This is a genomic window from Paraburkholderia phenoliruptrix, from assembly GCF_019511605.1.
GTDB classification, from domain to species: Bacteria; Pseudomonadota; Gammaproteobacteria; order Burkholderiales; family Burkholderiaceae; genus Paraburkholderia; species Paraburkholderia phenoliruptrix_A.
Genome location: NZ_JAEUAV010000007.1, coordinates 174,139 through 187,302, shown reverse-complemented (window position 1 = coordinate 187,302; position 13,164 = coordinate 174,139). Strand labels below are relative to the sequence as shown.

General features: G+C 63.9%; 12 protein-coding genes. 6 read left to right on the top strand and 6 right to left on the bottom strand.

Going from position 1 to position 13,164, the window contains the following annotated elements; all coding sequences use genetic code 11:
* Positions 1-21: 21 nt before the first annotated feature.
* The gene (locus JNB89_RS12580) at positions 22-2,202 is read right to left on the bottom strand and encodes a TonB-dependent siderophore receptor (RefSeq protein WP_218741841.1); all 2,181 of its coding nucleotides are present in this window, start codon (positions 2,200-2,202) and stop codon (positions 22-24) included.
* 319 nt (positions 2,203-2,521) lie between these two features.
* Between JNB89_RS12580 and JNB89_RS12575 the strand changes: the two genes are divergently transcribed.
* A complete protein-coding gene (locus JNB89_RS12575; protein WP_220362378.1) occupies positions 2,522-3,787 on the top strand; it encodes a PepSY-associated TM helix domain-containing protein in 1,266 nt (421 codons plus the stop codon).
* A gap of 207 nt (positions 3,788-3,994) precedes the next feature.
* Here JNB89_RS12575 and purU read toward each other — a convergent pair whose 3' ends face one another.
* From purU to JNB89_RS12550, 5 genes are all read right to left on the bottom strand, one after another.
* Entirely contained in the window at positions 3,995-4,864 is an 870-nt protein-coding gene (gene purU, locus JNB89_RS12570) for a formyltetrahydrofolate deformylase (RefSeq protein WP_013337969.1), read from the bottom strand.
* A gap of 67 nt (positions 4,865-4,931) precedes the next feature.
* Entirely contained in the window at positions 4,932-5,807 is an 876-nt protein-coding gene (locus JNB89_RS12565; RefSeq protein WP_220362377.1) for an NUDIX hydrolase, read from the bottom strand.
* 61 nt (positions 5,808-5,868) lie between these two features.
* The gene (locus JNB89_RS12560; protein WP_218741838.1) at positions 5,869-6,483 is read right to left on the bottom strand and encodes a LysE family translocator; all 615 of its coding nucleotides are present in this window, start codon (positions 6,481-6,483) and stop codon (positions 5,869-5,871) included.
* 137 nt (positions 6,484-6,620) lie between these two features.
* Positions 6,621-7,187, bottom strand: coding sequence for an adenine phosphoribosyltransferase (locus JNB89_RS12555; protein WP_013337966.1), 567 nt, complete (start codon positions 7,185-7,187; stop codon positions 6,621-6,623).
* A 78-nt stretch (positions 7,188-7,265) separates the two neighbouring features.
* Complete coding sequence (locus JNB89_RS12550; RefSeq protein WP_013337965.1) at positions 7,266-9,269, bottom strand: monovalent cation:proton antiporter family protein; 2,004 nt, start codon at positions 9,267-9,269, stop codon at positions 7,266-7,268.
* Positions 9,270-9,442: 173 nt separating this feature from the next.
* Here JNB89_RS12550 and kdsD point away from each other — a divergent pair, with 173 nt between their 5' ends.
* The 5 genes from kdsD to lptB are packed head-to-tail and all read left to right on the top strand — an operon-like array spanning position 9,443 to position 13,069.
* Entirely contained in the window at positions 9,443-10,426 is a 984-nt protein-coding gene (gene kdsD / locus JNB89_RS12545) for an arabinose 5-phosphate isomerase KdsD (protein WP_041727770.1), read from the top strand.
* Positions 10,426-10,986, top strand: coding sequence for a KdsC family phosphatase (locus JNB89_RS12540; protein WP_135892313.1), 561 nt, complete (start codon positions 10,426-10,428; stop codon positions 10,984-10,986). Before kdsD ends, JNB89_RS12540 begins: the two co-directional genes overlap by 1 nt.
* On the top strand, positions 10,983-11,594 hold the full coding sequence (gene lptC, locus JNB89_RS12535) for an LPS export ABC transporter periplasmic protein LptC (RefSeq protein ID WP_220362376.1): 612 nt from the start codon (positions 10,983-10,985) through the stop codon (positions 11,592-11,594). Before JNB89_RS12540 ends, lptC begins: the two co-directional genes overlap by 4 nt.
* A gap of 21 nt (positions 11,595-11,615) precedes the next feature.
* Positions 11,616-12,287, top strand: coding sequence for a lipopolysaccharide transport periplasmic protein LptA (lptA, locus tag JNB89_RS12530; RefSeq protein WP_013337961.1), 672 nt, complete (start codon positions 11,616-11,618; stop codon positions 12,285-12,287).
* Positions 12,284-13,069, top strand: coding sequence for an LPS export ABC transporter ATP-binding protein (lptB, locus tag JNB89_RS12525; RefSeq protein ID WP_013337960.1), 786 nt, complete (start codon positions 12,284-12,286; stop codon positions 13,067-13,069). Before lptA ends, lptB begins: the two co-directional genes overlap by 4 nt.
* The last annotated feature ends 95 nt before the right edge of the window (positions 13,070-13,164 follow it).

The window sequence follows — 13,164 nt, the reverse complement described above, 5'->3', positions numbered from 1 at the left end:
CGCGGTGCCGTTTTTTTTTGCTCAGAAGTCGATGCGAGCGTTCAGCGACAAAGTGCGCGGATCGCCCGGCGTCACGTAGTCCGCGTACTGGTATTCCCAGTAACGGCGGTTGAGCAGGTTGTCGATCGCAGCGCGGAAGGTCACGTCGTAGCCCGCAATACGCGTCGCGTAGCTCGCGCCCAGATTCACCAGCATATAGCCCGGCGCGTTCAGGTTCGCAGAAGGCCGCACGTTGGTATTGCCGGTGAACTTGGCGTCCGCGCCAATGCGCAGCCCCGGCACGTACGGCACAGAGTAAGTCGCATGGCCGGCCACCACGAACTGCGGCGCGCCCGCCACGCGATTGCCGTTATTGGCCGCGCCCCGTTCGTATTTCGTATTGATCCACATGAGGTCGCCGCCCACGTTCCAGTGGCTGCCGAGACGCACGTCGCCGCCCATTTCGATACCCTGGAAGATCGACTCGCCGTCCTGCGTATAAACGTTCGCACTGTTGGCGTAAGCCGCGCCGCGCTCGATCCGGAACAGCGCGGCCGTCGCGCTCCAGCGGGAATGCTCGGTCTTGATGCCCACTTCGTACTGCTTGCTGCGCAACGGCTTGAGCAGTTCGCCGCGATTCGCATAGGTGTCGCCGACCACCGTGCCTGCCTCCAGCGACTCCACGTAGCTCGTGTACAAGGTCGTGGTCGGCGCGAGCTTGAACATGACCGCGACGGTCGGCGTGACCACGCCGTTCTGGCTGTACGTCGACGTGGTCGCGCCGGTGGTCGAGTAGCCGTGCTGCTCGTAGTTCGTGTAGCGCACGCCGCCGAGCACCGACCAGCGCTGGGTCAACTGGATCGTGTCGCTCGCGAACAGCGCCTTTTGCGTGATGTCGCTGTCGCGGTACGTGTAGTAGTTCGACGCGCTGTAGAACGTATTGGTGTTGGGCTGGTAGATGTTGCCCGTGCCGATCTGACCGAAGAAGCTGTTCGCCCCGTAGTCGTTCGTCTGGCGCTGATAGGCGGCGCCCAGCACGAGTTGGTGCACCAGCGGCCCCGTCTTTACGCGCCCTTCCGCCGACACCTGCCACAAGCTCAGCTGATGCCCTTCCTTGCCGGCAAAACGGCTGTCGGTGTAATCTCCCGCGCCGTTCAGCAGGTAATAGGTGCTCTCGTTGCGATCGCGCGAGCTCTTGCTGTAGCTGTAGCTTGCGTTGAGCGTCCAGTCTTCGCCGAGGTTGTACTGAAGCCCCGCCGTGTAAAGCTGGAGGTTCGTGTTCAGGTGCTGGTCCGGGCCGGAAAGGTCGCCGGTTCCGCCGCTCAGGGTATGCGGCAAGCTGGTGCCGGTGTATTGCGCCGTCGAAATCGAGCCGGTAATGCCGGTGGAATGGCGCTCCTGGTATAACGCGCCGAACGTCGCTTTGAGGTCGCGTGTGAGGCGCGCGTCGAGCGCAACCGACACCGAATCGCGCCGCACGTTGCCGTCGTTATACGTCTTGCCTTCCTCATGCGTCGCATTCAGACGGTAGCCGAACATGCCGTTGGGCCCGACGCGGCCACCCAGGTCCGCGTGCTCGGTCCATACGCCGTCCGTGTAATAACCGACATCGACACTGCGCACAGGGGTCGTCGACACCGGCGGCTTTTTCGTGACGTAATTGACCACGCCGCCGGGCGCGCCGAAGCCGTACATGAAGCCAGTCAGCCCCTTGAGCAACTCGACCTTTTCGAGCTGCTCGTAGGGCATCGTCACGCCGTAGCTGTTAAACGGCATGCCGTCGATCTTGAACCCCGACTGCCAGTCGAGCTGCATGCCGCGCACGGTGAGATACGTGGCCCACGCGTTGTATGCGTTGCCGTTGTCGGACACCGAGGCGTCGGTGGCGAACACGTCGCCGAGTTTTGACGGCTGGCGATCCTGCAACTCCTCGCTCGTCACGACCGTGGTCGAGAACGGGGTATCGAGTTGCGAGCGGCTGCCGAGTGCGCCGCTGCCTACGTCCTCTTTCAGATGCTGCGCTGTGTCCTGCGCGGCGGTGACCTTAACTGTGGGCAGCGCCTTGTCGTCGCCGTCCGCCGGGGCCGAGGCCGCGGCTGGCGCCGCCGGCACCTGCTGCGCCAACGCGCCCTGAGTGGCGGTCAGCGCCAGACAGGCCGCCCAGTTCAATCGGCGCATCCTGCGTGTTTTACGTGGACGCGTTACCCCGCTGTGCTTGTTCATTGTTGTTCCATCTCGCTGATTCTTACCAAATGAGAATCATTCCCATTTCTACGGGACGCGATGATGCCAAAAAATTATGCGAATTGTAAGCTTGGACCTGCGACATTTTGTCGCACCAATCACGAGTCGCCCGGTGGATGCACGAGGAAGGGTGAGCCTTGAGGGGCCGCTGCCGCGGTCCCCGGTCCATAGCGCAAACCTTTCGAGGAACTTGCTGCCTGCAACGCGCTTCGCATAAGATGCGAACAATTCCTATTTCCATCCAAGCGCTCGCAGTGATACATCGTCCGCAGTCCAGTTTCCTCCCGCCGGCCCGCTCATGAGGGGTCAGCTCGTTCGCCTGCATCGCTGGTTCGGCGTGGCCACGGCACTGTTTCTGTTCGTCGCGGGACTCACCGGCGCGATCATCGCGTGGGATCACGAACTCGACGCCGCGCTCAACCCGTCGTTCTTCAAGGCGCGCACGGCCGGACCTGCGTTGTCGGGGCTCGAACTGGCCCGGCGTGTCGAAGCCGCCGATCCGCGCGTGCAAGTAACGTATTTGCCGCTCGCCGCGGAGCCCGGCCACACGCTCCAGATGATGGTGCTGCCGCGCACGAACCCGGCGACGCGCGAACCCTACAAGCTCGACTTCAACCAGATCGCGGTCGACCCGGCCACCGGCGAGGTGCAAGGACGCCGCGAATGGGGCGCCTTTTCCCTCTCGCGAATCAACCTTCTTCCGTTCGTCTACAAGCTGCACTACACGCTGCATTTGCCTTTTACGGGCGGCGTCGACCTGGGCGTATGGCTGATGGGCGTGGTCGGCATCATCTGGCTGTTCGATAGCGTGATTGCGTTGTGGCTGTCGTTTCCGAGCGTGAAGTCGTGGCGCAAGTCGTTCGCGTTCCGCTTCGGACGCGGCGGCTACGCGCTCACCTTCGACTTGCACCGCTCGGGCGGCGTATGGATCTGGGGTCTGCTGCTAATGGTGGCTCTCACTTCGGTGTCGATGAACCTCGCCGCGCCGGTCGTGCGTCCCATCGTCTCGATGTTTTCGACGCTCACGCCGGACCCGATCAACAACCCGCAGATCGCCCGTGCACCGCAACCGGGCGATGGTGTGCTCAGTCGCGAACGCATCGTGCAGATCGCCGAAGAAGCGGGCAAGGCGCAGCACATCGCCGCGCCGCCGGGTGGCATCTATTACGCAGAGTTCGTGCATGCGTACGGTGTCGGCTTCTTCCAGACCGGCAACGATCACGGCGACATGGGCCTCGGCAACCCGTGGATGTACTGGGACGCGGCCACGGGCAAGCTCCTCGGCAAACAGATTCCAGGCAGGGGCACGGCCGGCGACATCTTCATGCAGGTTCAGTATCCGCTGCACTCCGGACGCATTCTCGGTATCGGGGGGCGCATCCTGATCAGCGCGGTGGGCATTGCAGTCGCCGTGCTGAGCGCGACGGGACTGCTGATCTGGCTAAAGAAGCTGAACGCGCGGCGCCGCGCGGCGCACAAGGCAGACGAAGCGCAGAAGGCGCCGGTGACTCGTGAGCCCGGCAGAACGCCGGCGCGGCCACGGGAAGAGATAGCGGCGGAATGAGCCAATACGGCGGCAACCGGAGAGCTACGTCGGGATGAACTAACGCGTCGGCAGCGGGAGAAAACGCGCGGAATGAGCTAACGCGTCGGCAGCGGGCGAGATCGCGCGGAATTAGTCAACGCGGCGGCAGCAGAAAAGATCGCGGCTGAATGAACGTGCGCGGCGGCAGCGCCGCCGCGCAACCGCCGCAAAAACCGCCGCCGGCTTCTAGCGGAACACCACCGTCTTGCTGCCGTTCAATACCACGCGATGCTCGACGTGCCACTTCACCGCACGCGCGAGCGTCACACATTCGACGTCGCGGCCAATTGCCGTCAACTGCTCCGGCGTCATGCTGTGGTCCACCCGCTCCACTTCCTGCTCGATGATCGGACCTTCGTCCAGATCGGTCGTCACATAGTGCGCCGTTGCGCCGATCAGCTTCACACCGCGGTCGAACGCCTGGTAATACGGCTTCGCGCCCTTGAAGCTCGGCAGGAACGAGTGGTGAATATTGATTGCGCGGCCTGCAAGCGCTTCGCACAGCTTCGGCGACAGAATCTGCATATAGCGCGCGAGCACGACGAGATCGGCCTGATGTTCGTCGATCACTTCCAGCACGCGCGCTTCCTGCGCGGCCTTTGCTTCCGGCGTGCCGCCGAGTAGCGGGAAATGATGGAACGGAATGTCGTAGCTCGCGGCGAGCTGATAAAACTCTTTGTGGTTCGAGATGATCGCCGGAATCTCAATGTTCAGCTGACCCGTGCGGTAGCGAAACAGCAGGTCATTTAGACAATGGCCGATCTTCGAAACCATGATCACGACGCGCGGCTTTACCGATGCATCGTGCAACTCCCAGCTCATGCCGAACTGCTCGGCGAGCGTCGCGAAGGACGCACGCAGCGCCTCCAGCCCCGGATCGCCGCCCACCTGCTGGAAATGCACGCGCATGAAGAACTCGCCGGTGCGGCTGTCGCCGAACTGCGCGGAGTCGAGAATATTGCTGCCGCGCTCGAATAGAAAACCCGACACGGCGTGAACAATGCCGGGCCGGTCGGCGCACGACAGTTTGAGAATAAAGCTGTGATCGGTCGACATGACCTGGGTGACTCCCTTCTTCAATGCGTGGTTTGTTCGTGTTGCTGCATGGTGCGCGGCTTGGGCGTTACAGCGCGCGTACCGCCGGCAGCGGCGGCGCGAACAGGGTTTCTATGCCCGCGCACGCTTCTTCGTCTATCCAGCGGCGGCGCAGCAGGCAGTCGAGCGTAGCGAGACTCGCGTCGACGGTCATCGCCCCTTCTTCGATCCAGCGCGCCACTTCGTCAATGCGCGCAAGGCGATGCTCGCCCACTTCGCCGTCCTGATTGCGCGGCACGAAGTCGGCCGGCAACACGAGGTCGTAGATGAAAATCTGCTCGGCCTGGGTGCCCTCCGGCAACGATTGCAGCACATGCGCGGTGCGGCCCGCGACGGCGCGCACGGCGATCTCTTCGGGAATGCCGGCTTCTTCCCAGCACTCCTTGACGATCGTCGTCTCCACGCTGAAGCCCCAGCCGATCCCGCCCGCCACCACATTGTCGAGCATGCCCGGATCGGTCGCCTTGGTTTCGCTGCGGCGCGCGATCCATAAGCGCGGCGCTCCGCCGGGCGCGCCGCCATGTGCGTATTCTACGACGCCGTTCAGGTGCACCGCGTAGGTCATCGTGCCGAAGAAGCGCGACGCCGCGCGCTCGATGTACGCGAGCGGCCGCGCGTCGAACGCGTTGCGGATCGCGTAGGTCTCGTTGCGCCAGCCGGGAATGCGCCCCTGCCCCGCGAGCGCGCCGATCACGGAAGCGAGCGCCGCGCTGCGAAGATCGACGGTATTGAAGGCAGGCGCGAGCGTGACGCGCGTGCCGTTGATTTCGAACACGTCGGGCCAGCGCTCGAGCAGATGCACGTCGCCCGAGCGAATCCAGCCGACCTGTTCGGCGTCGATCCAGAACGGCAGATGCGCGCCAACGTCGAAGCGGCGCGCGGCAGTAAGGCAAGGCAAACTCATTCGATACTCCAGACTTTCGGCAAACGCGCGGCACTCAGCGCACGGAAAAACCACTCGCCGTTCAATCGCGCAACGCGACACGAATGCCGAGCGCGATGAAAGTGGCACCGGCAAGACGGTCGAGCCACACGCCCACGCGCGGGCGACGCCTCAACCATGCGCCGATCATCCCCGCACAGACGCCGAACAGCGAAAACACCACCAGCGTCTGCAACATGAAGAGCGCACCGAGCTCGAGCATCTGCACGGTGACGCTTTGCGCACCATCGGTCTGCACGAATTGCGGCAGAAACACGACGAAAAAAAGCGTCACTTTCGGATTGAGCAGATTGCCGAACACGCTTTGGCGAAACACGCTGAGCAACGGTTGGGGCGCGCGTTCGTGAGCGGTCGCGAGGCCCTGGCTGCGCAGCGCCTTGATGCCGATCCAGATCAGATAGGCGGCGCCGGCAAGCTTGATCGCGTGAAACGCCAGCGGCGATGAGCGCAGCAGCGCGGCCACGCCGAGCGCAGCGAGTGTCGTGTGAAACGTGATGCCCGCCGCAAAGCCAAGCGCCGCGACGAGGCCCGCCGCGCGGCCCTGCGAGATGCCGCGCGCCAGCACTTGCAGATTGTCTGGACCCGGCGCCATCGTGATGGCAATTGATGTAGCGAGAAACAACGCGAAGTTGGGCACGATTGCTATCTACCTTTCTTTATGCCGGAAGCTGCCGCCACGGTGGACCCGAAGCAGACCTCAAGTGCACGCGAGGCGCACTCCGAGCAAACCTCAGCGGATGAGCAGCCCGCCGCACCGGCCGCGACGCCCTGCGCTCAGTGGCCTGCGAAGCTCGTCACCGTGTACAGCGGCAAACCGCCGCCCGCGAGCAGCTTCGAGCCGCCGAGTTCGGGCAGGTCGATAATCGCCGCGCCCTCCACCACGACCGCGCCGAGCCGCTCCAGCAGAATCTTGCCGGCCATCATCGTGCCGCCGGTCGCGATCAGGTCGTCCATGATCACTACGCGGTCGCCCGGCTTGCACGCGTCCTCGTGAATCTCGACGGTGGCGGTGCCATACTCGAGTTCATACGACTGCGACGCGCGCTTGTACGGCAGTTTGCCCTGCTTGCGGATCGGAATGAAACCGAGGTTCAGTTCATAGGCGAGAATCGGCCCGATGATGAACCCGCGTGCGTCGAGCCCGGCAACGTAGTCGAGCTGCGCGTCGATATACCGCTGCACGAACAGGTCGATCAGCACACGCAGCGACTTCGGTTCGCGCAGAAGCGGCGTGATGTCGCGAAACTGCACGCCCGGCTGCGGCCAGTCGGCAACGGTGCGAATGTGACTCTTGATGTAGTCGGCCGCGTCGAGCGGCGCGCTCGCCAGCGCGTTTGACATGATGTCTCCGGATGGACCCCGCGAGGTCCCATGAAAAGCTGAATCAGCGGCGCCCGGGCAAACCGTGCCGCACCTTGACTAGGCCGCGGCGGCACCCGCGCGACGATGTTTCGAAAGCCTCTCCTCGGCTTGCGCCAGTTGCTCGGGCAAGCCGCGCAGCACGACGATGTCGCTCGCGCGGAGCTTGGTCGACGGGTCGGGCTCCACGCCGCGAATGCCGTGCCGGCGAATCGCCGTCACTTCCACGCCGAGTTCGTAAAGGCCCAGATCGGCGAGCGTGCGGCCGACCGCGTCGGCACTCTCGTCGACCGGAACCGATTGTAGCCGCACCTGTTCGTGGCCGTCGTCGTCGTCCATGTCGTCCGCGCCGTGGAAATAGCCGCGCAGCAGCGCATAGCGCTCGTCGCGCATTTCCTCCACCCGGCGCACCACGCGGCGCATCGGCACGCCCATCACCACGAGCGTGTGGGACGCGAGCATCAGGCTGCCTTCGACGATTTCCGGAATCACCTCGGTCGCGCCCGCGGCAAGCAGTTTCTCGAGATCGGCGTCGTCGACGGTACGAACGATGACCGGCAAAGTAGGCTCGAGTTCGTGAATGTTGTGCAACACGCGCAGCGCCGACGGCGTATTCGCATAGGTGATGGCGATCGCCGCTGCGCGGTGAATGCCGGCTGCGAGCAGCGACTCGCGCCGCCCCGCGTCGCCGAACACCACGGACTCGCCCGCGGCCGCTGCCGCCTGTACACGGTCCGGGTCGAGGTCGAGCGCGACATACGACAGGCCTTCGTTCTCCAGCATGCGCGCAAGATTCTGACCCGAGCGGCCATAGCCGCAAATGATCACGTGGCCGCTTTGTTTCAGGCTCTGGGTCGCGATGCGCGTCATCTGCAGGGACTGCATCATCCATTCGGTCGACGACAGGCGCAGCACGATGCGATCGGCGTTCTGGATCAGGAACGGCGCGGCGAGCATCGACAGCAGCATCGCCGCGAGAATCGCCTGCAACAGCGTGGCATCGACAAGATGCTTGTCGAGAATCAGATTCAGCAGCACGAAACCGAACTCGCCGGCTTGCGCGAGGCCAATGCCGGTGCGCATCGCGACGCCCGGCGACGCGCCGAACAGGCGCGAGAGCCCGGTGATCATCACCACCTTCAGCAAGGTCGGCCCGATCAGGAAGCCAAGCACGACGAACGGATGCTGCCAGATCACGAGCGGGTTCAGCAGCATGCCCGTGGTGATGAAGAAGAGCCCGAGCAGCACGTCGCGAAACGGCTTGATGTCTTCTTCCACCTGATGGCGATACGGCGTCTCCGCGATCAGCATGCCGGCGATGAACGCGCCCAGTGCGAGCGAAAGTCCGAACTTGTCCGTGATGAAGGCTGCGCCGAGCGTGACGAGCAGCAGATTGAGAATGAACAGTTCCTGCGAACGGCGCCGCGCGACCACGTTGAACCAGCGCGTCATGAAACGCTGCCCGACGATCAGCAGCAGCGACAGCGCGACGACGATCTTGATCGCCGCGACGCCGAGCGAGCTCACGAGGTCCTTCGAATCTCCGCCCAGCGCCGAAATGATGATCAGAAGCGGCACGACTGCGAGGTCCTGGAACAGCAGCACGCCGAAGATATTGCGGCCGTGCTCGGTCTCGATCTCGAGGCGCTCCGCAAGCATCTTGCTGACAATCGCCGTGGACGACATGGCCAGCGCGCCGCCCAGCGCGATGCTCGCCTGCCACTTGATATGCACCCAGCGCTCGAACATGAAGCCGAGCGACACCGCGACCACTATGGTGCCTAGCACTTGCAGAAGGCCGAGCCCGAACACGAGGCGGCGCATGGAGCGCAGCTTCGCGAGCGAAAACTCGAGGCCGATGGAAAACATCAGAAACACGACGCCGAATTCCGCGAGGTTCTGCGCGCCAACGGAATCGGGCACGAGGCCGAGCGCATTCGGGCCGACAACAATGCCGACGCTCAGATAACCGAGCATCGGCGGAAGATTCAGAAAGCGAAAAATCACCACGCCCGCTACTGATGCCAGCAGCAGGAAGAGCGTCATTTCCAGCGGGGAAATCATCGGCAAAAACGCATGGGTGAAGCGTCCTCGTTCGTCAGCGGAACCGTGCACGCGAGAGGCCGTGCGACAAGGTTGAGGGGCCGTTACAGGGGGCGATAAAGAAGGCGATGAAGGCAGCCGCGATGCACAGCAGGCCCGGCGCGGCGAACAGGCGCCTTTGCTATACTTCGCGAATGATAGCGAAAATCAATGGCGACCGGGCACTTGCGCTCGCTCGCGACGTGCTCGACATTGAAGCGGACGCCGTGCGCGCGCTTCGCGACCAGCTCGACGGCGCCTTCGTCGGGGCGGTGGACTTCATCCTGGGTTGCCGTGGGCGCGTGGTCGTTTCCGGCATCGGCAAATCGGGGCATGTGGCGCGCAAGCTCGCGGCCACGCTCGCGAGTACGGGCACACCGGCCTTTTTCGTGCATCCCGCAGAAGCAAGCCACGGCGACCTCGGCATGGTGACCGCCGACGACGTCTTCCTCGCGCTATCCAATTCCGGTGAGACCGAGGAACTCGTGGCCATCCTGCCGCTCATCAAACGGCTTGGCGCGAAGCTGATTGCAATGACCGGACGCCCGTCGTCGAGTCTCGCGAAACTCGCGGACGTCCATCTGAATTCGGGCGTCGCCAAAGAAGCTTGCCCGATGAATCTTGCGCCCACCGCGAGCACCACTGCGGCACTCGCGCTCGGCGACGCGCTTGCGGTCGCGGTGCTCGACGCGCGCGGTTTTGGCCGCGACGATTTCGCGCGCTCGCATCCGGGCGGCGCGCTCGGCCGGCGTCTGCTCACCTATGTCAGCGACGTCATGCGCACCGGCGACCAGGTGCCTAAGGTCATGCCCGAGGCCACCGTGCGTGACGCGCTCTTCCAGTTGACGGCCAAGCGCATGGGCATGACCGCGATTGTCGATAGCGAAGACCGCGTGAAAGGCATTTTCACCGACGGCGACTTGCGCCGCGTGCTGGAGCGCGACGGCGATTTTCGCGCGCTGTCCATCGCCGCCGTGATGACCGCCGACCCGCGCACCATCGGTCCGGACCATCTCGCGGTCGAAGCAGTGGAACTGATGGAGCGCCACCGCATCAATCAGATGCTGGTCGTCGACGAAGCGGGCAAGCTGATCGGCGCGCTCAACATGCACGACCTGTTTTCAAAGAAGGTGATCTGATGGCCGTCGCGCCCCCTACCGCTACCGAACGCGCAAGCCGCGTGAAGCTGATGATTTTCGACGTCGACGGCGTGCTCACCGACGGCGGCCTGCTCTTCACGGCGGAAGGCGACACGATGAAAGGCTTCAATTCAATGGACGGCCACGGCATGAAGCTGTTGCGCCAGGCCGGCATTGAAACCGCCATCATCACCGGCCGCAAATCGGGCATCGTCGCGGCGCGCGCGAAGGAAATGCACATTACGCACGTGTATCAGGGCATTGAGAACAAGCCGCAAGCGTTTGCGGAACTGCTCGAAGCCACCGGCATGAGCGCCGAACAATGCGGTTATATGGGCGACGACTGGGTCGACCTCGGCGTGATGCTGAAGGTGGGCTTTGCGGCCGCTCCGGCCAATTCGCATCCTGAAGTGATCGCGCGCGCGCACTGGGTGAGCGAGGCGCGCGGCGGCCACGGCGCAGCGCGCGAACTGTGCGACATCCTGCTGCGCGCCCAGCACAAGTACGAGGCGCTGCTCGCGGCCGCCTGTAGCGGCGAACAGCGGGGCCTCGTCGGATGAATAACCAGTTTCGCTTCACATCGCTGATTCCGCTCGTCGCTATGGCGGCCCTCGCGGGCATCACATGGTGGCTGCTGCAAGCCACGCTGCCGCGCCAGGGCGACCGCCCGCTGCGTCCCAAAGAGCACACGCCGGACTACTTCGCCGACAAGTTCTCGGTTTCGGAACTCGATCAGTCGGGCGCAACGCAGTATCGCCTGACCGCGCAGTCGCTGATTCATTATGAAGACGACGAACTCAGCGACCTCGTGAAACCCGCGATGCGCGCGTTCCAGCCAGGCAAGCCGATAGTCACCGCGACCGGCGACACCGGCCGGGTGAATGGCGACGCGTCCATCGTCGACCTGTACGGCAACGCCCGTATCGTGCGCTCGGCCGGCAACGGCGACCCGCAGATGCAGGCCGACTCCGAGCATTTCCGCGTGCTCGTGAACGACGATGTGATCGAGACGGAAAAGCCGGTTAAACTTCAGCGCGGCGTGTCCGTGATGACAGCCAGCGGCATGAATTACAACAACGTCACCCGGGTCATGCAGCTCTTCGGCAACGTGAAAGGCGCGATCGCCGCGTCCGACGGCGGCGGCAGCTCGCCCAGACAACCCGGGTAATCCCATTCCAGGCGTGACTGCATGAACGAATCGTTCCCCCGTTTTGATACCGGCCGCTCGCGCACCCTGTCCGCGTGCCGCGCCGCACTCGCTGCGCTGCTGGTCGCGTTGCCGCTTGCCGGCTTCGCGCCGCTCGCGCACGCGGACCGCGCCGACAAGGACAAGCCGCTCAATATCGAAGCGGACAACATGACTTACGACGACCTCAAACAGGTCAACATTTTCACCGGCCATGTGGTCGCCACCAAGGGCACGATCATGATCAAGGCCGACCGTGTCGAAGTCACCCAGGACCCGCAGGGCTATCAGTACGCGACCGGCACCTCGAGCGGCGGCAACCTGTCGTATTTCCGCCAGAAGCGCGAAGGTCTCGACGAATACATCGAAGGCACGGCCGTTCGTATCGACTACGACGGCAAGCAGGACCTGACCACGCTCACCACGAATGCTACGGTCAAGCGCCTGCAGGGCCTTTCTACGGTGATGGATCAGGTGCACGGCAGCGTCATCACCTATGACGGCCAGAAAGACTTCTACACCGCGAAGGCAGGCAAGGACGTCGCCGGCCCGGGCAATCCCACCGGTCGCGTGCGCGCCATGCTGTCGCCGCGCAACGGCGGCGCCGCGCCGCTGAACGGCGCGTCGGCCACGCTCGCGCCGTCCACCTCTATTCAGGGAGCGCCGAATCAGTGAGTACCTCAGCGTCCCTTCCCAATCGCAAGCCGGCGGGCACGAGCAGTTCGCTGGTCGTACGTAATCTGAAGAAGCGCTACGGGTCGCGCACGGTCGTCAAAGACGTTTCTCTCGATGTGAAAAGCGGCGAGGTGGTGGGTCTGCTCGGCCCGAACGGCGCGGGCAAGACCACGTCGTTCTACATGATCGTCGGACTCGTGCCGCTCGACGCCGGCGACATCGACCTGGACGGCAAGTCCATCAGCCTGTTGCCCATCCACAAGCGCGCTTCGCTCGGGCTTTCATATCTGCCGCAGGAAGCGTCGGTGTTCCGCAAGCTTTCCGTCGAGGAAAACATTCGCGCCGTGCTGCAACTACAGCACGAGGAAAACGGCAAGCGCCTGTCCAAAGACGCCATCACGAGCCGTACGGAAGCGCTGCTCGACGAACTGCAAATCGCGCATTTGCGTGAAAATCCGGCGCTTTCGCTGTCGGGCGGCGAGCGTCGCCGGGTGGAAATCGCGCGGGCGCTCGCCACCAACCCGAGCTTCATTCTGCTCGACGAACCGTTCGCGGGCGTCGACCCGATCGCGGTGCTCGAGATCCAGAAAATCGTCAAATTTCTGAAGCAGCGCAATATTGGCGTGCTAATCACCGATCACAACGTGCGAGAAACGCTCGGCATCTGCGATCACGCATACATCATCAGCGACGGCAGCGTGCTCGCGGCCGGCGCGCCGAGCGAAATCATCGAAAACGAAAGCGTGCGGCGCGTCTATCTGGGCGAGCATTTCCGCATGTAAGCGCAGTCGGGAAACGGCGGCGCCGCACGCGCTGCCGCCGTTTTGCACTCGTTGTCCTCGGCGTTGTTCCAGGCGTTCTGCTGGGCGTTCTGCTG